We start from the raw sequence: 22,619 nt of genomic DNA, 5'->3' as shown, positions 1-22,619 counted from the left end.
TCTATTGAATTTCCTTAAATCGATTTTCAGTTGTACTTTTTATTGTCTTTTCTTGGATAACCTTTTTTACTAATATGTTGTATAAAAGCTTTTCAGAATTTTTAACATTAATGGGTGTGAACTCTAAATACCGCTCAGCTTGATTAACGACGTAATCAATCGTGCCGCATTGATATTCTGCAGAATCCACTAATTCTACTCCGTTAATCTTGATCGATTTGACGACGACTGATCCATTTTCCTTCTGCCATGAGCATTCAATACCAGAAATGTCGATTGATGTCCTCCCATTACTTATTCCTTTTACGTATTTTTCTACCAGCATCTTAACCGCTGATCCTTTCATCGGAAAAGTGCAAAGATAATTTCTGAACGGAGCTACTTCAAATAAATCGACTTTCCTAATATCTCCTGCCAGAATATCTTTCCTAATACCGCTGCTGTTTGTGATTGCGATATCAGCCAACGTTTCAGTACGAATCGCATCAGCAATAAAATGACCTATTGTGCTTTCGCCATTTCTGGATCGTTTTATATCACCCTCCGCTTTTCCAACAACCATGTTATAATCTTTCTCAACTTTATCTTTCCACTCTTTAACGAAGGTGGTTAATTCATTTTGAGGATATTCCGACCTTTGCCACAAAGTGTGTAATTTTCCATTCGAGGCAACGACTTTATCATTTTCAACACTAAGTTCGATCTCGCCAAGGTTTTCAGAGTACGCGCCGGTTTGTGCGATTACAATTCCATTAACCTGTTTCAGAGTTTTTAATCGCGTATGACTATGAGATCCGATGATGACGTCAAGATTATGGATCTGAGCAGCCATAATTGAATCTTCATCAACTCCTTGATGGGTTATAGCAACAATCAGGTCGGTCTCCGGATCAATTTTATCGATTACTTTTTGCAATGTTTCTGTTGGAGGAAGAACTTTGATCCCGCGAAGATTATTCGTATTTGTCAATTCAAATAAACTTTTAGACATGATGCCAATTATACCGATTCGAATACCATTTTTATTGACAATGATATATTCTTTATTGTTGAACGAAAATTTACCCGCTGAATCTACGAGGTTAGCACTTAATGTTGGAAACTTCGCAATTTCTGTAAGTCGTTTTAGATTACTCTGGGATATATCTAAATCATGATTGCCTATAGTCCATGCTTCGTATCCGATCATATTCATCATCGCAAACAATGCACCACCCAGAGCACCATTATAATCCATATCGGCAATGGGATTTCCGGTCATTACATCACCCCCATCAACCACAAGAGTATTATTTTTTATACTTCGTATGCTATCGATTAAATAATTCAATTCCGTAAAACCTCCAACCATCGGTTTAGGATCGGAGCGTACCCATCCCGCTTCATGCGATAGAAAAGAAGCATGCATATCGTTCGTGTGAAGGATTGTAATAGTCTTTGGCTGACAATAAAGAGAAGTAAAACCTGCTAAAATTAATATTGCGATTAACAAACAGGTAGATTGTTTCTGTTGATACATTATCGGAAATCTTTCTATAAAAAATGGAAGGAATATCTCCCCGTATCAAATTGATACGGGGAGAATGGTCAACTATCGATTTTTCTTCTTGTGTCTCATTTTTCTTAAGCGCTTTTTGCGCTTATGTGTCGACATCTTCCTTCGCAAGCGTTTCTTACCACTTGGCATATGGCTCCTTTTTATTTTAAGTTAAGTGTTTGTTGTTCTTTTAAAAAATGTATATCAACCGGAAATTGGAAATTGCTTTTTCTTTAAATTGTCGTTTACAATACCTTTCAGTTCTTTTGATACCTTAAAGAATGGTACAAAATGTTCGTCAACTTGAACCTGAGCGCCGGTACGCGGGTTGCGCGCAATTCGACCTTTTCTTTTTTTTGTTTTAAAACTTCCAAAACCACGGATCTCAATATTTTTTCCATCCTTAAGCGCTTCGATAACTGTTTGAATGAACCCATCAACCACAGCCTCTGTTTCAACTTTCGTTAAACCGGTTCCGGAAGCGATATGATCTACTATGTCTGCTTTGGTCAATGTATATCTCCTTTTATTATGATTGTTTCTCATCGGTGAACGATGAGTATAAATTAAAATCGATCTATCATTCTGTATTGCAATATTGGTTGATCCAATAATTTTTCTTTTAATCCGAACAGTTCTTCAAGTTTATTCCCGACTAGATAATCGATTAACGTAAGACCGCGTTTGCGTTCTTTCACAATCGATGGTTCACCCTGTATACCTGCTAATTTCGCGACTATCCTTATCGCATCTTCATACGTCCCAAGCGTATCCACTAAACCCATTCTCAATGCTTGCTGACCCGTAAACACTCTGCCATCTGCGTATGCGATGAGAGAATCGTATGATATTTTTCGTTCATCTTCAACCGCGCTGATGAATTGCATGTGAACATCATCCATCAGATTTTGAAAATATTTTTTATCATCCTCGGTCATTTTCCGAAATGGATTTCCCGCGTCTTTGAATTTACCACTTTTGATCGTATTGACACCGACACCTATTTTACCCAATAGAGAATCATATTCCATGAATTGCGATATTACACCGATGCTACCGGTTAAAGTTCCTGGATTTGCAACAATTTTATTTGCCGGGCAAGAAACATAATATCCACCGCTTGCCGCAAGTGAACCCATCGAGACAACAACAGGTTTACCTTTATCACGTGTTGCCTTCACTTCTTGATACATTTCCTGACTCGCTACCACACCTCCACCGGGTGAGTCAACACGAAATAAAATTCCTTTTATTGAACGATCACCACTAAATTTTTTAAACTGCCTGACAATATCTTCTGAGGTTAAAATAATTCCATTTAATTCGATAACTGCAATTTTATCTCCCCTTCCTACAACAATTTCGTCATCGTAATTCGAAATTCCCTTCAGCGAAAAATATATTAGCAACATTACCCCAATGCCAAATGCAAAAAGGACACTGATAATAATTAAAAACCACTTTGTTGATGTCGACATAATTCTTCTAACTCATTGAAAATCAAGGATATTATACGAAATGCCGGAATGAAAGTCAAACATTGAAAATCTTTATGCTATTTCCCAGTATAAAATACGTAATCTACAGATACAAATATTTTAAAAAAGGGAGAGAATATATTGGTTTTTTAGATGTTATTTTGTATATTTTACCTACCTTTTCCGGAATATGTTAAAAATAATATTTCGAATTGCTGAAGTGGCGGAACTGGCAGACGCGCTGGACTCAAAATCCAGTCCGGCTTACCCCGGGTGTGGGTTCAACTCCCACCTTCAGCACCACGGTTTTAAGATACTGATAACCTTCCACATCTAATTCGTTTCTTCAAATTGCGTTAAAACTTTAAACAAAAAAAAAGCCAGGAAGTTTATTCCTGGCTTAAGTGTATCATTTAAAATTTATTTTTTACTGCGTTGGCTAACCCATCCGGGCAACGGTTTTTCCGCAAGATAAAATGAATTAGACGAGTTAATCTCAGTTTCTATTTTGCCGTAATCATCAGCATACCGACTGAGAGAATAACCTTCCGGTATTGCGGGTGCTGATATATTCCATGCCATTGTATTCGTACCAGGATAAGGGACCGAAACATATATACTATTTTGAGGCCATACCTGATAAAGCTCATTGGCATACGAAACGGAATCTTTTATTTGGAAATTACCCCAACGAACTACATCAATTACTTTTTTATCGAATCGTGTGAATCTATCATCACTCGTCCCAGGAGGATCGTAATATTCAACATCATATTTCACTAACCTTATTTCTCCCTCACTCAAGAGATCCCAAAGGACTCTTCTAATCGTATCAGGAGATGTAGGATCGAAGAAAACATTTACACTCGCATTAATTTTCGTATAGGGTCCGGGGCCAAGTTTCGTGTGATTGGCAAACCGAACAGAATCGTTGTTGATTATACAAAAACCTCCGGCACTAATTGGTCTTATTTCCACTCCCCTTGTTGCAAGCTGAGCCGGATTAAAATATAAATAACCGGTATCAACTTTCACAAAAACGTTGTAATTTGTAGTATTCGTCACAGGGTCGTAATAATATTCTTTACGCTTACCTTTTATTTCAAGACCATAAACGCTCTGGAGTGTGAAAAGAGCGGGACTGAAATGCCCTGCATATAAGTTTGCATTTCCTATTTTCAGTGGGAACCATTCAAATCCGCCATCGAATGTTATAAGAAGAGTCCCTTTAGCACCAACAATCCATCCCCTCAAGCTATCGACAAAATGCATAAAATGTAAATTTTCAGTTGTCCGACTATCAATTCTTTCCCAGAGTTCTCCGTAATTTTTGGTTCGTAAAATAACGCCACTATCACCGATTATGAATCCTTCTTGAATGTTATAAGTATATCTGTTTGGTGCGTCACCTAGCCCGGCACCAAAAAATACATAATTAAAATTAGCATGTTCTAAACCGGCGGGAGGAAATTGTTCAGAAAAGATATTGCCAGCGGTTTTAGTATATGCTATAGCGCCATTCTCTCCAACAACCCAACCTGTATCTCTTATAAAAGTACAAGATTTAAAATTCGCTTTTAGGAATAAATCGGGTGGAGTCTTCGGAACCCAGACTTTCTGCGCGGTTGATTTTAAGATTGTCCCGGAATCTCCAACTGCCCATGTTAAACTGAAACCTTTTATTGTTACTGAGCGTAAATTATACGGTACAGTAGTGGTTTGATACTTTGCCCAGGTGTTTCCTCTGTCATTCGTCCGTAAAATCAAACCGTTATCACCAACGATATAACCAGTAGTATTATTCCAATACATTTCCACATCGTTCAGATTTTTTCCTCCAGTTACTACACTGTGGGCTTCAGATATATCCTGTACTTGCGACGAAGTGTCAGTCACTAATAATTTCAAAATCTTACCCTGGTCACCCACTACAATACCAACATCTATCCCGGGAAAACTGATAGAATTTAGATTATTTATTGTTGAGGTAGGAAGTTGTAGCCAGGAGTTTCCATTGTTTGTTGTTTTCCAGATAGTCCCGTTATCACCCACCATAAATGCGGTTGCAGGCTGGCTAGTTTCTATCCAATTAATTGCGCGTCTTGTTGGATTCATAATCTCTATCCAAGAATACGCATAATAACGATCGGGTGGTACTGTGCAAACTTCGGATATGATCAGGTCTTGTCCATAGACAGGTTTACGGTCAGTAGATCCATTCGGTCTGGTAAATAATTCACAACCGTTAAATAAGAGAACTATAGATGAGATTAATAGTATGATGATTAAAATATTAGCTAAAAATGATTTCATTACTTTCTCCATTGATAAAAGCAGCCAACTTGTAATTTTTAAAATTGCAATTCAAATGTAAATGAATGTGTACCGGGCAAATATTGAAAATAATTATATCCGTAATCTAAGGTACCGTTAAGACCAATCGGATCCATTTTTACACCAAATCCGCCGGTAAAACTCTCATGATCGTAGGCAAACTTCCAACCGGTTCTGAGAGCCAGTAAATTATTGAAGACGTATTCAGCACCAAAATTATATTGCTCATCAGAGTCATTGAGACGGGCAATCTGCATCGTGGTAATCAATTGATTGTTATCTTCTTTTAGAATATCCACTAATACACCAAAACGTAATGCTGTTGGTAAGGAATATTGTTCTTGAATAAATTTTACATCTTTTCCAATATTTGTGAGAGAAACCCCAATATGACTTTTTAGCATTGGTATATGATAAAGAGTTCCAATATCAAATGCGAACGAAGAAGCCGATATTTCGTCGTTGTAGAGATATGATCGGATATATTTACCATTTACACCAACGCGGAATTGATCTGTTACCTGCCTTGCGTATGCAATGCTGAAAGCATAATCGCTAGCACGGAAGTTTCTTCCAGTTCCTTCTGGAAAAGAGTTTGTTGTTTCTATCATATCGTCGGTAACAAGCATAATAACACTAACTCCAACAGCGCCAATACCAGGAAGGTTTTTGACAACACCAATAAAACTATGCTGGATATCAGCAAACCATGCCGTATATGTCATTCCAACACTCATATCATTTACCGACATTATACCCGCCGGATTAAATGCTATTGAGGAGACTCCATCAGCTACGGCAACTTGAGCTCCTCCTATACCAATAGCTCTTGCGCTTGTAGAGATTTTTAAGAATTGTTCAGAAACAGTTCCCGAACGGTTACCAGCATTTAAATTAACACTGGCAATAGATAAAAATAATATTAAGCCGGTTAATATTTGAATTCGAAATTTTGTTTTCATTGTAATATTCTCCTAGAATTCTTCATTAACGTATCAAAACAAATTTACCGATTTGTGTGCCGAATGAAGATTCAACACTGAACACATAGACACCACTTGCTAAAGCCCTATAGCTCTCGCTAAGCAAATCCCAGTTAATTTCACCACGATCGGGACGGTACTCTTCAATATACTGATCACCTCTTGTGTAGCCAGATGCTTGAGTATTTTTTATTGTTGTTATTAAATCACCGACGAGTGAAAATATTCTAACTGTCCATTCACCTGTTGGAAGATGGATTAATTTTATTTTTCTCTTAGATTCGTCCCAAAATTTTGCAACACCCTCCCATCCGCCGTTTTCATATGTGTACTCTTCATTAACACGATACGGGTTAGGCACCACCAAGACTTTCCCGTTTTCGGTCGATGGGGCAAAAGGTAAATCTATTGAAACACGGTTTTGCGAAAAATCAGACTCACTATTCGATGAATACAAAGTATCGTAGCGTACACTGTTATCGGGCTGTTGAACGGGGATTATGGTGATATCTGGCAACCCGAATGCGGTTACCGAGTACCAATATTTTTTCCCTCTTACCAGCGGTGAATCAACAAATGTGGAGTCGAGATATTTCGCAACAAGTTCTTCTATACTCCATAATCTTGCAGAATCAGGTATTGAATATTCTTTTATTAAAGTGAAACTGCTTTGCTGTGGATTTACACCGATGTCTTCACTACGATATAATCTGAAACCTGAAAATATTCTTCCACCCGGTAACGAATCACCTTCACATTTGTGCCCACTGCAGGCAGAACTTCCCTCGCCGCACGGTGGTGCTACCCTTCGCCAATGATCTGGTGGAAATCCTTGAGCAATTTTATTAGAATCATCCCAAACCGTAAATGGTCCTGTTGGGTTTCCCCTATAATCAAGATGTGGGAACCAAGTTAAACGAATGCCCCTTGCCGGATCCGGTAAAGTATCTAACTTTAGCATCGGAGAAATAGGAACAATCGGAGTTACATATCCGCGAGTATATAATTTCATTGCATCTTCGGCATTTTCTTTTAGATTATTCGGACCGGCAGAAACTGCATCACCGGCAACAAGGGCCATCGAAATCCTAAGCGTATCTCCAGGTTCAAGTGTCTCAAAAGGACCGAATGAAAAATAAAATCGGGTGTCTGATAACTGATCAGGAGATTGATTTGGACCAATCTTATTTGGGAACGCACTTCCATCCATCCATGTGTAAATCAATGAATCGTTAGTTCGTGGATCGATATGTCCGGGGGTTGCCCAGTCTGCCCAATTCCACACAAAATCAATTTCATCCAATGGTTTAGGTGTGGCAAGCACTGTGAATCCAATTGGTGTAGATCCACGATTTACTGGATTGTGTGTGTATGCCGTCCTTAATGATTCCATATATGCCGTGTAATTATTTTCATAATAACGGTCAATATTTATAGGTCCTAAATCACAATCTGCAAAAAAACCAACGTATACCCTCTTAATAGAGTATTTTCCGAGATTGATAAAATAATAATCAAATGGTAGAATGCCTTCTGCAGATTTATTATCCCAAGCATAAGATTTTTGAATAACCTTTATGTACATTGGGAAATGGCCAGCGACTGTTGGGGTTCTAAATGTGTCTGTTGCAGAACAATAGTAATCGTTTTCTGAAATGGCAGCGTAATCTTCATCTACATTTGGTTCGCCATGATCAGGCATCCCGTTTTTTTCAGTCCAGATATCTTTATTTCGTTTCCACGGAAATTCACCAGATTCGGTTGGATGACACCGATCTCGAACTCCGGGGTCATAATTATCTCCGAACGGGTCTGGGTTTGCCTCTGGATCATATGGTTTACCATTGCAAGATAATTCAAAAGGATCTGCTAATCCGTCATAACCAACGTCATCTGTTAGGGGATTCCAATCACCGTCATTATCAATACCATCAAGATCATCTTCATCGATCGCACCATCATTATCATCGTCGCAACCACGCTTGTTGGGTATTGTTTCATATCGGTCAGTGTATGGATTCTTCCAATTCGTATCTCTAATCGACGTTTGCCAAAATCTTTCACGTGGAAGATGTGCTCGTTCCGGAAGAAATTCTTTCTTAGGTAATGATCCTTCATATCCTTCAGATACGTGAATTGTGCCGTCAATTATACCGCCTATTCTTGGACCTGCACCATATAAATGCTCAACTCCTGAACCCGCAGGATATTCTAAGCCAAATCCGTCCGGTGTTGATTCAGAACCGCCATCCCAGGCTTGCGTACCCATCGTCATCTGATTGCTGAGCCATACTTTCATATTGAAACCTTGTTTTACCTTTACGGCAAAATTGACGGTTGGTTTTTGGAGATTGTTGCTTCTCTTATCTTTTTTCTCAGAATATGTTATTCCAATAGAAAAAAGAACGATGAATATTAAAGTGAATATTTTTTTCATAATGAATTCCTCATGCTATCAGATAATTAATCCCAATTTAACTTTAATCCAAGAATAACCTGCCGCGGAGCTTCAAAATTCGATCGGTCTAGCAATCTATTCTCTGCTTTAAACCAAGGAAGCATAACACCACCAGTGGGTGTATCGGGATCGATATCACCATAACGATAAACTTGCTTCGTCAGGCTGTAGATTGCCGGTTTGACCGGATTTCTTCTATCAAGGAGATTTGTAACATCAAATGTTAACAATAAATTAATTTTATTGAACAATTGTATTCCCTTGTACATCGACAAGTTTAAGGTCGTTGTATATGGAGTAGTTTCGCTATTTATTAAATAAACATTCCGGGCTGTAGTACGTCCACCATTGAATCCATTATACGGAAATCCTGTGCCAAAATTCCAGGTGAGGGAAACACCGTAATTGTTTAGATATGGGATACCGAATGTTCCTTCTTCTTGCGGACCAACCCGATATGTTGTGAATATATTTGCAGTGTGATTTTGGTCCCAATCAAGTCTTGTTTCACGAGGTAATTGAAATTCTCTCTGGAAAATCGCGGCAAGAGGATTCGATGAACGACCTTTTGCAATTTGATATGAATAGCTAACAGCGGTTGAAAAATTACCTGCAAACGCTTGATTTAAGGTCAATTCAAATCCTCGTGTACTTGCATAGTCTAGATTTTTAAAGATTGAATAGTCACCTCTGCTCACGGGTGTGGCATAATCGAAAATATCTTTGTAAAATGCATGTATTGAAAATGCCATATCATCTGTAAATTGATCTTCAAATCCAGCCTCATAAGCAACAGTGCGTTGTGGTTTTAAAGATGGATTTCCTATCCAAGCATCTTTATCCGGTAAAAATGGATCGCGATAATATTGATCTCTATCGGGAAATTGTAAAAAATGACCATAATTAAAGTAAAACACAATTCTGTCAGTCACCGGATATCCGATTGAAAGTCGCGGGCTAAAATATCCATGTGTTAAGTAATACCAAAAGCGGGCGCCATCGTCCAAACCTCTACCCTCATGAATACGTCCGACAATAGTTTTGCCATTTTGCTCATTTACCTGATTACCATACTCTAAATCATAAACCCAGTCAGGATTGGGTCTACCTTCAATTGAATCTCTCCAATCATATTGCATCCTCCACATATCTATGAATTTTTGATCATAAACTTGACGACCGATATCGAGATAATCGTAACGAATTCCGACGTGAAGGTTAAGTCCGGAAAGTTCGATATTATCCTGAAGATACCAACCGCCCCTGCTTGGATACTGATTCATATACCAACGGTAGGAACCATATCCCGGATAAAGCCCACGCTGATACCTTCCTTCCGGATCATCCTGAGGAGTAACAGGCGGAATAATATAGCGATCACCTATGCTGTGCGGAACTGTTGGATAAACGATCTCAGTGGATTGTATTTCTTCATAATTGACTTCAAAACCTGTTTTCAACATATGAAGTGGATGGATTTGAGTATTAAGATCAAATCGGAATGACCATATAGTAGTCAACGATTTGTACCATCGTTGCGATGTTCCCAAGTCGTTAAAGTAATCGTTGTTAATATCCAAATTTTCCCATGCTGATGAGTACATTGCAGGAGTAATTCCGGCTATATCATTTCCATCATGATTTTCAAGTTTTGCAAAATATACTTTCATGAACGATCTTTCGTTGAAGAAATGTTGCCATGAAAGATTATTCTGGATCGATAGACTTGCGCCGATTGATGAAGAATCGGCTCTATACTTCCAAGCCCGAATATAATCATGTCTTGATCCGATACTTGCACGGTAACCGAAACTCACTTGATCATTGCCGCTTATATCATACTTTAGCTTGGAATTGAAGGTGAATGAATTCCTTTGATTATCTCGAAATCTAAATCCTAAGCCGTTTAGAACACCTCCGAGAAAACCATTGAGCTCCACTCTGCGTTCAACCGGATTGTAAAATTCGTTATGCACATATTGATAAGGACCATCATTGCGATTAACATCTGCACTGATGAAAAAGGTTAATGCGCCCGGGATCTGGAAACCGAATCCGGGTAAGAGATACTTTGTTATAGGTTCCGGTCCACCGAACGAAAAAGCACTGTATGATTCATTTTGATTATTTTCTTTTATCTTATCAGTTCTAAATTGAATCGATCCAGTATATTTTTCAGACCCTGACTTTGTAGTTATATTAATAATACCAGACTGAGCATTTCCATAATCGGCATCAAAACCGCTCGTTTGAACGCTTACAGATTGTATAGCATTGGCAGATACTGCTAGTCCGCTGGCGCCGCCTCCAATAACACCAGAATTTACGCCCGCATAGAGCTGAGCCAGCTGGACGTTGGCTTTAGTTGCCACTAGTTCACCTGAGTTGCTTACGATATTATTCGTAGGAATACCATCTACAAGGTATTGAACTTCGTTTGCGCGACCTCCGCGAAGGAACAAATTGTTTCCTTGTTTTACAAATCCTGCTTTTAATTTTAGTACGTCCTCAACACTTTTGACGTTTGGGATACTGGCGATAGATTTTTCACCCACAGTTTGAGTTGAACTGGTTGTGAGATTATTTACCAATTGCTGATCTGCAGTTATTGTTATACCTCCTAATTGGTACTCGGTTGAGGTCATCTTAAAATTAAGTGGTGTGGTCTCATCAGCGCCGACCTTTACATCTTTGACTTCAACGCTGGCATAATTGACATGACTTGCTTTTACGCTATAATTTCCGATCGGCACGCCAATGATGGTATATTTTCCATCAAAATCTGTTACAGCTCCACGTGGGGTGCCCATCACAGAAACGTTTGCTCCGATAACCGGCTCTCCCGACATGGCATCAGTTATTTTACCGGTTATCTTGCCTGTATTTCCAGCGTAGCTTGCCGAAATAGCTGTTATGATTAAAAAAAGAATTGCGATGTATGGATTATATTTTTTCATTTCGAACGCTCCTCTTTTGATCTTTTAAAATCATATAATATTCGAGAAATCGTAGAATCTGCCGCAGGTCGCTCCATGTAGTACAATGGAATTCCTAAATAACATGAGTTAAAAGTTACCCCTCTATAAATCACTGATAGCGATGCATTTTCCATTTTTATACTGTCGTATTTCGCATCATATTTATGTAAAATTTCGCCAAATCCGTCGGCGAGATTGATTGGAACGTGGCTCATCCCGTCCCGCCATGAAGGATCGGCTTTAGCGGTATCAATATATAAATCAGGATAGTTATTTTGCCCTATTGCTCTAACGAATAGATCCGGTGAGTATTGGGGTGAGGTAAAATCGACATGTATTACCCTTCTAAAAAATTCTTCATCCCTAATCATATTCAGTTGACTAGATAAGTTCCAACCCCCCATTATAAAATCTCCACCGATATAACAATAATCCCTTATCATCATCTCATATTTTTTTGAAAAGGTGACCGGAATGCTAAACAATGCGTCAGGGACATCAGCCACGTATATCACCAGAGAATATTTACCAATCTCTCCGAGATCTGGGAATACACCCATACTCATTCTAAAATTATCAATAATTGAATCGTGTTTCCCTAAACCGTGAAGTATGCTATGGTAAAAACTATCAACATCCCAATAGTATGGGTATGCCGGAGTGCCCATTAATCGATCGTAACAATTGTTGAGAATTAATATTCTCTCTGTGCTATCACGTAAGAACTTCGGATAAATAGTCTTAAAAGTTCTCCACGCTGAATCAATAACATTACCATTATCGTCGTATATGAGTCCAGTTGTATCAATCGCACCAAACTCATTGCGTGCTTGAACGGTGAATGTATGTACTGTATCATAAGGATCAGCAAAATCTTTTGCAGTTACATAAGCATATTCATTCGTTGTAAATGCAGACCATGGAATATAACCGGAATCTGTAAGCCATTTATCCTTGTCAACAACCCACCTGTAATCCATACTCCTTGTATTAGGATCAACGCCTTTATACTCAAAGCGGATGCCTTGAAAAGTAGGTGTTTTATCTTTTCTGACAATAACTTTTTGTTCGAAATCAGAGCCACCTGACCAGCCAGTGACTTTGCCGTGCGGGGCTTGAACTTGCGGAGTAATAAAAGATACTTTTGCAAATGTTTCAGATGTTATACCCAAGTTATCGATAGCTGATACCTCGAACGTATGCAAATTTTCTCTATCGGGTGATTCAAAAATAAATGTACCGCTATTAGGATTTGTATGAACCGGGAAACTATAACGAACCCGACTTCCGGTTTGTAATAAAATTGAATCTGGATTAGAAGCATACACTCTTATTCCCTGTACCGCAATTGTATCTCCACGTCTAAGAGTAGCTAAATCTTCTGTAGACAATCCTTCATTACCAACAAGATTGGCAAAATGTTTATATATTGCAGGTATTAGCAATGGATTTTCTGTCTCAACCATCAGAGCAAATTTATCTACGATGATATTCAGTATGATATTATATTTTCTATATTGTTGTTGATTATCAAGCACATAATTCCACCTATACATAAAAGCAACGATGTAACCGTCCGCATCATCACCTATCCAATTCAATGTTAGTCTAGGGTTCTTTGTGATGGTAGTATCTTCAGGTGGTGGCACGTTTGATAATCGTGTTCTCGGGCGAAGATTCCCATGAACGCTACCCGGATCGCTAGGATTTGGACAACCCCAATTTAGAAAAAGGAAAATGACTAAAAATAAAATATGATAATTCGATTTCATTCCGTAGTTCCAATCGATAAGTATTCAATAATTTTTAATTGATGAAATGTGAAAACTGGGTATAAAATTATAATCAAACGCATCCTTAACTAAAGATTTGTCCAAATTAAGTTCGATCGTAACTACTGTCAGATTATATTCATTTACTTTATAAGAATTCGAAAGATATATTCTAACATTAGATTCAAATCCGACCGGATTAACATTTACTGTTTGATAACCTCGGAGGGTTAAATTCTCTTTAGGCGTTATGGTGAATTGAACTCCACTATAATCACCTGGAGGAACAAAAGTTTCACCGATAATTAAAACCGAATCTCTGGCACGAAAATCAAGGACGTTAATTCCCAGAGGTTTTGTGTCAATGGCATTCAAATCTTCAAAGATATCAGCACGTGATCCATCGTTCTTAACAGCTTGGATCACTGAATATGTTATTATAAAATTATTCAATTCGGTGAATTGAATATTATTCGATATTGTTTTTAAACGAATTTGTAATTTCCCCGGTTGAGGGCTACTGTAATCGTACTGACAACTTGAGGATAGCAGCATTAAAGATATGGCCATAATCCCAATAATGCCCGTTTTATAAAAGCAGATAAAATGTTTCATAGTTGTATATGATATGTCGTTTAGGGGGAATCGTTAACGAAAATATTTATGATTGAATTATAACAAAAAAAAAATCAACAGTCAAGTTTAATACCTTCATTTTTTTCACAAAAAAAGAGAGTATTTTCTCTTGTTGAAAAATATTCGTTAGAATTATTATATTTATGTATCTTTTTAATTTGATTTCGTATATTATGAACGGAATATCAATCATTCATCTCAATCAATATCGTATATGCGCCAAATATCAGTTTTTACAGGAATAATACTAATTCTTTGTACCATATTTATAGGATGCAAAAAGAATACAACAACCCCGAAGGTTCGAGGTCCTGTTTGGCTTACATTTTCAAAAATAACAAATAAAGATATTATCGACGATAATATACACACCATTCACGCAGGTGCAGGCGGCTTCGTATGGTTCGGTACAGATAGCGGGGCAATCTCTTATTACGGCGGCATATGGAGTTCAATTAGAGATTCATTGACTTATTATACCTACGGCCAAGGCTCGATTACTAAAGCCCAGAAGGTTTTAGCTATTTGCGAAGGAAGACAAAGCACAGTATGGTTCGGTTTGGACGGTGGTGGCCTGAGAAGATATAATCGCTACAATCCTCAACGAGCTTGGCAAAGGTATTCGCCAAACGAACCCGATCCGATCAATAGAATTCCAAGTGATTATATTACAGGAATTGTTGCTGATAGATATCGAAATGGTGACGTTTGGGTTTCAACTCTCTCAGGAGTTGCACATTATTTACCCAGTAGTTCGATAGATGGCAGGTGGTATCCTTATTCAGATTATTCAACATACTTCACCTCTTCACTTGTTCGCGCTTGCATAATCAATCCTGCTAATGGTTGGACTTTTTTTGGAACACACGATGGTGTGCCATATGTGTTTGATGAGAACGGTTTTCAATGGGGCAAATATAATTTATCTGGACCTGATAATTCTCCGATTCATTCCATCGCCGTCGATTATTCAAATACTTTATGGATGGGAAAAACTTTTGGTGTTACAAAATGGAATACCAACACAACTCAATCAACTCATTATTATGCGAGTAATACAAATTATCAACTACCAAACCAAAAAATTAATGCCATCGCTGTTGATTTTTTTCGACCAATCAGATGGTTCGGAACTGATATTGGATTAACCAGATTTCAGGATACCACTTGGACTTTTTTTGATCAGAGTACCATTCCCGAATTACCAAGTAATCAGATTCAGGCATTAGCGTATGACAATAAAGGAAATCTCTGGATCGGAACAAATATGGGAATCGTTGCTTACAATCCGGAAGGATTTGAATATTAACTATTTTGTTGGTTGTAATTGGTAACCGGCTTTGTTCAAACGGTCTTGATAATATTTTGCTCGATCAAGGTTTCCTTCTTTTAAATATAACTCGATCAACCTCATTTCAGCATAAATAAAATTTGAGTTTATATTAAGTGCGTTTTTCCAGCATCGTTCAGCTTTTCGTAAATCATTATTCATGAAATACAGATTGCCTAAATTATATTGGGCGATTATATTCGTTGGATTAATTTCTATTGTTCGTTCGAATTCTTTTAGAGCGATATCTTTTTGATTCTGCTTTAGATAGATAAGTCCGAGGTTGTAATGATATTTGGGATTCTTATCATTTAATTCTACTGCTCGAACATAATTCTCCTTCGCTTGGTCTGAATTATTTGCAATTTCCGTGTTGACGATACCCATATTGAAATATACCTCGGCAGACATCGGAGACATCTTAATGGCATGTTCCCAATGTGAAATCGGATCGCGATAATTTCCTGAGTATTTAAATGTTAAGAAACCATACGAACATAAAACAATCAGCAGTAGAATTTTCCACATCCGCCCAAATCTATGCAAATTATCCTGAAAAATGCTTCCTAAGAAGATGGCAAAACCTACTATAGGGAGATAAAACCTGTACTCTAAATAATTGAACCGATTCTCGGCGTCAAATATTTGTACAAAAAGAGATGGGAGTATGAATAAAATAATCGATGATATCGCGAATGGGATTAATCTGTTGATACTTTTAAACTTCACTAAAATGTAGATGAATAAAAATAAGACGATCACAGATCCAATCATCGTTGGAACAGCACTGAATGTCGCATACGATGATAGATTAACCGGAATGAATAACTTACCAAATGCTTCCAGGATCACTCGAAGATTTAAGAAGAAAGCAGACATTGTAAATATTTCTGATCTGGTACTGGAGCCACTGAAGGCAATTTCTCTCATGACATACCATGCGACTATAACAAATATCCATCCGCCCACAATCTTGAGCGGCTTTTTTGGAATAAACCACTTTCGCTCAACAATGAGAGTGTATGAAATTATCAGCAGAGGAACGATTAGCGCTGTTTCTTTTATCAGAAGTGCCAGCAATATAAAAAGAAGGTGTAAATATATATATTTGTTTTGCCCCGATGACCTGTAATTTAAATAAGATATTATGGATACAAGAACAAATAGACCATGTATTGATTCATTTCGCCCGGGAATCCACGCAACAGATTGTGTTACGAGAGGATGAATTGTAAAAATTAGGCTCATAGATAATGCTATGAGTTCAGTGAATTTAAGTTTTAAAAGCAAACGATAAACAAAGCAACTCATAACGAGATGAAACAGAACATTTGAGGCATGGTACATCCACGGTGCCTTCCCGCTTATCAAAGAATCTATAACAAATGAGACTGTGAGTAAAGGACGGTAATACGAACTGTAATACAAATTATGAAATGCAGATATGATCGTTGAAGGTTTGGATATCGAATCGAAGCTTTTAAGTATAAAATTATCATCGTCAAAATATGTATACCCAAAAAAGACTGTTCTCCCAAATACCAATAATCCAACAACTGCAATAATGACATACGGTCTCCACGATGTTATCCAGTAATCAAATTGTTTAGGCAACACGGAATTAGATTTTTTAAATATTTGACTCATCCCGATGTGTAATTCAATTATAAAGTATGAAGATCATTTCATCAATACCATTTTTTTTGTCTCTCTATGATCGCCGATCGTTAACCGGTAATAATAGATCCCATTTGAAAACTTATCGCCGTTGAATATTACTTCCTTCATTCCAGGTTCCTCAACTCGATCGATTAATGTTGATACCCGTTCACCAAGCATATCATAAATAGCAAGCGATACTTTTGCTCGTTCAGGCATCCAGTATTTGATCATCGTTGTCGGATTGAACGGATTGGGATAATTCTGAGATAAAGATATCTCGGTAGGAATACTCTTTTCTGCAAAAACCGGTGGTGGGGGCGGAAGTTCGCTTGTGGGTTGGATAGATATTGCATACCCTGCTGTTGCAACCGTTGAATCGCTTAAAATTATATTACCTCCTTGTTGAACTTTAACCCAATATCCAATTCCCGGTTTGATTGTATCGACAACATCGTAACCTGTGCCGTTGAACATATAAAAATTTCCCGTAACGATTCCTGGCGGATCACTCCCTATCGATTGCACAGTTACAGGATTAATAACTGATCCTATCATGTTCCATCCGATCTTAACTGCAATCGTATCGGTATGACGCTCAAAACCACTGCATGATACCTCGGCATCAGTTGAATATTTCAACCAATACCCCTTGCCATGCTGCAACGAGTCATCAATCAAATATCCATTATCGAACATGAACGCTTCAGATTCGGCGTCGGGGAATATAATTCGTTTCCTCGGGTCAACAGGTTTAAACGGTAGTGATATCATATTCCAACCCGTTTTGAGAGTGAGGTTAATATTTTTCGGTTCTTCAATGATCGTCGTCCAAACGCTTAATGCCGAACCGTCCAACCGCATCCAGATCGGATATATTTTTCCATTCGAAGCGGCAATATTTATATAATCTCCGAAAAATATATTTGATGTTGGATTGAAAGATATCTCGCTTACTTTAAAATTTGTAAACGTTTCCCCTCCATCTGTTGACTTTGCGACATAGACGTCTGTATAATTTCCGATTCGCGCTCTTCTGTCATAGAATACAACATACAGATATCCTGTTGTTTGGTCAATGGTCATCCATGAGAAAAATTGTTCCCTGATCGTAGAGTCATCATTGACGCGTTTGACTGCACTCCACGTGGCTCCTTGATCTGTTGATTTAATAATAAAGATATCGGTATTGCCAATTCCGTTCCGCTGATCGGACCATTGAATATATATTGTTCCGCGGTGCGGTGAATTACTGATATCACAGGTGGTAACAGGCATACCGTTACACCGATAAATTCCTTCAACATTAAAATCCCAGCCACCAGGTTGAGTTGTAACAAAGATATCGTTTCCCCAACTTACACCGCCATTGGTCGATTTATCAAACATAATCCCTTTAGGTCCTGACCAACTTAAATATACTTCTCCATTCGGACCGACTGCCGGTACCGCTCCTTCAACAGTGCTATCGCTGTCAATACAATTCCCTCCATCGTCACTGATTCTCACTGCGGGAAACCATGTCGATCCCGCATCTGTGCTGAATGAAAAAAGAATTCGTGTACTGTCGGTAGGTGCACTTGTTCCGTAAGTATCGAATTCAGTCCATGCCGCATATAGACGATTACGATAAGGAGATTGTGTCATATCAACCACAAGCCATTCCTTATCTTGGTTCTTTGGAGGTACGAACCAAATACCTGTGCCGCTGTTCCATGATTGTCCGCCATTAGTTGATTTCTGAAGGACTATTCTATCTATCCAGTATCCCGGCGTGGGCGGATTTGAAAGGTGACCAAAAAATAGATTACCATCGGCATCGTACGTAACACATGGATCACCCCAAACACCAAGTGGAGAGTTTAACTGCCCTTCTGTCCAGGTGTATCCTCCGTCCATCGAATAATAATAGTATCTGATATTAGCACCTGCAGCTAAGTTTAGTGGATTTGTTGGGTTGATTGCAATTGTTACTTCTTCAGGAGTAACCGAGGTAGGATTGTTTACTCTGATGTTTTTATATTGGCACACCACAACCGAATACAACAGCAAATAACACAATATGTACGTTTTCATAGATTTTCCTTCGATCATGAATAATCGTTAGCAATTGATGTTGTTCAAATTTACATTTTGGGTATTATAACCGTGAATGTACTTCCTTTTCCCAACTCACTTTTTACGTTAACTGTGCCGTTATGCATTTCCACTAATTGCCTCACAATCGAAAGTCCAAGTCCTGTAGATGGTTCACCTGCTGTAGGTTGGGTGCTCAAGCGTTGATATTTCTGAAATAATTTTTTCAGGTCGTCATCAGATAAACCTGGCCCTTCATCCTTCACGCTAATTTCAATATTATTATCCCGCTTGCTTACTGTTACCCAGATTCCGCCACCCAGATGTGAATACTTGATGGCATTCGTTATTAAATTATCTATCACCATACGTAATCTTGATTCGTCGCCCTCGACAATGCAACCATCTTCTTTATTAAAAATAATTTTTTGGTTCTTTTGCATAGCCGCTATCGTGTTATCGAGAACCACTAATTCCGTAAGTTTGCCTATATCTACCTCTTTTTTATCGAGCAGTAACACACCAGATTCAATTATGGAGGAATCCAATATTTCATCAACCAAATTATGGACGCGCTGGACTGTACTGAAAATATCTGCCGCGTAATCTGCAACCGGTGATTTTTTATCGGCTTCTTCTATTATCATCTTCGACAACATTTTGATAGAAATCAACGGACTTTTTAAGTCATGCGTAAGAATATTCAATAAATCTGTTTTTGATTGATTGACACTGATAAGGTTTTTATGTTCCAAAAGCCCATCGGTGTGTGATGCCTCTGCCTTTTCCTTTGCCTCCACGAGCGCCCTGGTTTGTTCTGAAAATTTATTTACAAGATTCTTTCTCACCCGACGCCTGTAAAAATGAAAAAAAATCAGAGCAAGAAGTATGGTAATTATCTCTAATGATATATTGAAAAAGCTCATCTGATTGATTCTATTCTAATCGGTTTTCCAGATATCGACATAGAAATAATTTCTTCACATAATTCTGCATCTTGAATATTTTAATGCCAATTCGATTTATTTATCACGGGCTATTTCCATTTTTTCCAAACACAATCCCATTCCAGTTCATTTCCTTTGATATAAATTATTTCACCATTCCTGACTGATTTCGCACCATTTGTTTTGAATAAATGATAACTCCCTCCCAAAACAGCAGGCATAGTAATATATTCCAAGGGTGGGCAGAATTGTTGATTAAAATCTTCTCTTCTGAATTTCATATTCCAACTTAAACCATCGATTCTTTTAAACTCAACCGTGACTCTTCCCCACCTCGTTGGTGAGTACGATAGACCCAACGGTTTATCTGATTCCATATCAGCGAGTCCAATGCCATTGAGTAATACCAAATTTCTCTCATCTTCTAAGATCAATCTATGTCGCAAAAATCTTATGCACTCTGCACTTGCCCAATTATGCGGCATATCTCCGATGAAATTAAAGATCGGCTCAGATTGCAACGATTGTTCTTCGCGCCAGGTATACAAAGGTGATGCGTGATTGAGGAATCCGAAAAACACTTTCCGCGCGAGATCCGTTCTACCGAGTTGCAGACATGTTTGTGCAAATATAGCGGCATTATATGGCCAGAGTGCATTGTTTGTCAACCAACCGGTTTCAATCGGGATATCTTCTTTCATTACAGATTCCATCAACTTTACATGACCATCAGTAATATGGATACTTTTATTAAATAATAATCCTGGGAAAATCGCGTGAGATAAATAAATTTGGGCGGCTTGAGGGCGCGGTTGCTTTCTCTCATCAACTTCCTGCCATTTCGGATCACTCGCCATCAGCATGGGTAGATATTTAAAACCTTTTGGATGTTGCTTCATCTCTATTTTTGTCGATTCCATGAATGGGAACCACAACTCTCCATAGTAAGATTTAAGCTCAACAGTCTTGATCAATCTTAAACGCTCAGCTGTTTCGGCAAGGGCTTTCGTTGCTATAATCGCCCAAAGCGTATTGGTATACTCGTCTCTGATCCCGCCAATACCACTATCACCGAAACCGCGCGGTAGAATTCCATACTTACCGTTTGTCGTACCGTCTCCTTTTGCTTTTATCATCAATTCGTGTAATGCATCGATTGCTTTATATGCATCCGGATACATTTCGTTGAAGTAGTCCCAATTCTGAGATAACTCTGCTTGCCGTATCAAAGCATAGACAGCGACCGCCGTATCTTTCCAGTGTGCTTCCCCCGCACCTGCCGTGAATAAACCTTTCGCATCCTGACGATTCCAGATTGTTACCAATCCTTCTTGCGCCTCTTTATCGTATCCAAGATAACGTGCCGCTTCCAGAAGAAAGTGGCCATCGACTATCCAAAGTCCGCGGTAACATGTAGGACCAACTTGAAATATTCTTTTCCCATCTTTAATTTCGCGAGATTCAAGTATGTTTCTGGTGCAGGCAATTCGGAAATCCTCATACGGTTCACCAAGATTCCATACAACTTTTCCTTCAGTGGGTTTCCACGATTTCCAAAACTCCCGGGTGTTTTTCATCAGATCGTCTAGTTCATCAAATCCATCTTCGAGTTTATCAAAATCCTGATCTTCCTGTGGTAAACGGACAATTATCTTATATGGTTTTTCTATTGTCGCTTTAGCTTTGCCGTATTGGATACGATAAATCCCCTGCTCTTCTTTCAATACTCCTTCATGATCCGTAATTAAAAATATTTTCCCTGAATCAGAATGTTTAACGACTGAGTGTTCTTCTTCTTTATTAAATAAGAATTTAGATTCGGAAGCAATAACGATCTCTGGTTCTACATCTACACCATTCTCTGATTTGGGATAGATATGTACAATTACATTATCCACCCTCCCCTCAGATTCATTTTTTGACGCGAATGTTATCGTTTCAACAATTACCTCGCCACCATCTAATTTGGTTGTTATTATCGGAATAGCCGGTGATTCAAGTTTTTGATCGAGATATTGAAGGGGTTCTTTACCTTTCAATCCGAAAGATATTCGATGCGGAAATATTTTCTCATCACTTCCGGTTCCGGGATGCCCGCATCTGAGATCACCTAACTTTCCAACTAGATTTTTTGAAGGATCATCGGGGAAACAAAATGTAGATTGCCAGTCTTTTGGTGCATAACGAAAATCTACTGTCTCATCTAATTTTGGTACAGCTTGAGGACGGATTATTCCTTCTTTCTGATATTCATCGGATGGTAACGGGAGCGCTTCCATGATATTTTTACCAAATGTAACGGCGCCAACAGTGACACCTAATTTTGTGAGAAATTCACGTCGTGTGTTTTTCATTTCTTACCTTATTCTATAATCTATTCAATGTTTCTGGATTCAAATTGCTCAATTTGTTTTAAGCAATAAATTTTTTC

The 22,619-nt window shown here is 38.3% G+C and carries 14 protein-coding genes and 1 tRNA gene; 2 read left to right on the top strand and 13 right to left on the bottom strand.

The window, feature by feature from the left end:
• Position 1 precedes the first annotated feature (1 nt).
• The 3 genes from HZB59_01870 to sppA form a co-directional block, all read right to left on the bottom strand.
• The gene (locus HZB59_01870) at positions 2-1,519 is read right to left on the bottom strand and encodes a bifunctional metallophosphatase/5'-nucleotidase (protein MBI5020161.1); all 1,518 of its coding nucleotides are present in this window, start codon (positions 1,517-1,519) and stop codon (positions 2-4) included.
• A 222-nt stretch (positions 1,520-1,741) separates the two neighbouring features.
• Positions 1,742-2,083: an integration host factor subunit beta gene (locus HZB59_01865; protein ID MBI5020160.1), complete on the bottom strand. Its 342-nt coding sequence runs from the start codon at positions 2,081-2,083 to the stop codon at positions 1,742-1,744.
• A 20-nt stretch (positions 2,084-2,103) separates the two neighbouring features.
• A complete protein-coding gene (sppA, locus tag HZB59_01860) occupies positions 2,104-3,015 on the bottom strand; it encodes a signal peptide peptidase SppA (protein ID MBI5020159.1) in 912 nt (303 codons plus the stop codon).
• A 214-nt stretch (positions 3,016-3,229) separates the two neighbouring features.
• On the opposite strand from sppA, the gene HZB59_01855 reads away from it, so the two are divergent.
• Positions 3,230-3,318 (top strand) — tRNA-Leu (locus tag HZB59_01855).
• A 117-nt stretch (positions 3,319-3,435) separates the two neighbouring features.
• Here HZB59_01855 and HZB59_01850 read toward each other — a convergent pair.
• From HZB59_01850 to HZB59_01825, 6 genes are read right to left on the bottom strand one after another with little or no spacing between them, the layout of a single operon-like run.
• Positions 3,436-5,328, bottom strand: coding sequence for a hypothetical protein (locus HZB59_01850; GenBank protein MBI5020158.1), 1,893 nt, complete (start codon positions 5,326-5,328; stop codon positions 3,436-3,438).
• A 38-nt stretch (positions 5,329-5,366) separates the two neighbouring features.
• Entirely contained in the window at positions 5,367-6,311 is a 945-nt protein-coding gene (locus HZB59_01845; GenBank protein ID MBI5020157.1) for a PorV/PorQ family protein, read from the bottom strand.
• Between the two features lie 25 nt (positions 6,312-6,336).
• Entirely contained in the window at positions 6,337-8,769 is a 2,433-nt protein-coding gene (locus HZB59_01840; GenBank protein ID MBI5020156.1) for a hypothetical protein, read from the bottom strand.
• Between the two features lie 26 nt (positions 8,770-8,795).
• Positions 8,796-11,747, bottom strand: coding sequence for a TonB-dependent receptor (locus tag HZB59_01835; GenBank protein ID MBI5020155.1), 2,952 nt, complete (start codon positions 11,745-11,747; stop codon positions 8,796-8,798).
• The gene (locus HZB59_01830) at positions 11,744-13,540 is read right to left on the bottom strand and encodes a hypothetical protein (protein MBI5020154.1); all 1,797 of its coding nucleotides are present in this window, start codon (positions 13,538-13,540) and stop codon (positions 11,744-11,746) included. Before HZB59_01830 ends, HZB59_01835 begins: the two co-directional genes overlap by 4 nt.
• Before the next feature lie 24 nt (positions 13,541-13,564).
• Entirely contained in the window at positions 13,565-14,155 is a 591-nt protein-coding gene (locus HZB59_01825; protein MBI5020153.1) for a DUF4382 domain-containing protein, read from the bottom strand.
• A 235-nt stretch (positions 14,156-14,390) separates the two neighbouring features.
• Here HZB59_01825 and HZB59_01820 point away from each other — a divergent pair, with 235 nt between their 5' ends.
• Positions 14,391-15,485 carry a hypothetical protein gene (locus tag HZB59_01820; protein ID MBI5020152.1) on the top strand — a complete coding sequence of 365 codons (1,095 nt, stop codon included), beginning with the start codon at positions 14,391-14,393 and terminating at the stop codon, positions 15,483-15,485.
• Here HZB59_01820 and HZB59_01815 read toward each other — a convergent pair whose 3' ends face one another.
• From HZB59_01815 to HZB59_01800, 4 genes are all read right to left on the bottom strand, one after another.
• A complete protein-coding gene (locus HZB59_01815; protein MBI5020151.1) occupies positions 15,486-17,153 on the bottom strand; it encodes a tetratricopeptide repeat protein in 1,668 nt (555 codons plus the stop codon).
• 33 nt (positions 17,154-17,186) lie between these two features.
• Complete coding sequence (locus tag HZB59_01810) at positions 17,187-19,241, bottom strand: exo-alpha-sialidase (GenBank protein MBI5020150.1); 2,055 nt, start codon at positions 19,239-19,241, stop codon at positions 17,187-17,189.
• Between the two features lie 50 nt (positions 19,242-19,291).
• Positions 19,292-20,089, bottom strand: coding sequence for a HAMP domain-containing histidine kinase (locus tag HZB59_01805; protein MBI5020149.1), 798 nt, complete (start codon positions 20,087-20,089; stop codon positions 19,292-19,294).
• A 188-nt stretch (positions 20,090-20,277) separates the two neighbouring features.
• A complete protein-coding gene (locus tag HZB59_01800; GenBank protein ID MBI5020148.1) occupies positions 20,278-22,542 on the bottom strand; it encodes a hypothetical protein in 2,265 nt (754 codons plus the stop codon).
• Positions 22,543-22,619 lie beyond the last annotated feature (77 nt).

The sequence above is a fragment of the Ignavibacteriales bacterium genome (assembly GCA_016214905.1).
Lineage (GTDB): Bacteria > Bacteroidota > Ignavibacteria > UBA10030 > SZUA-254 > PNNN01.
The sequence above is the reverse complement of the archived record's forward strand: the minus strand, read 5'-3'. Positions and strand labels throughout refer to the sequence as shown.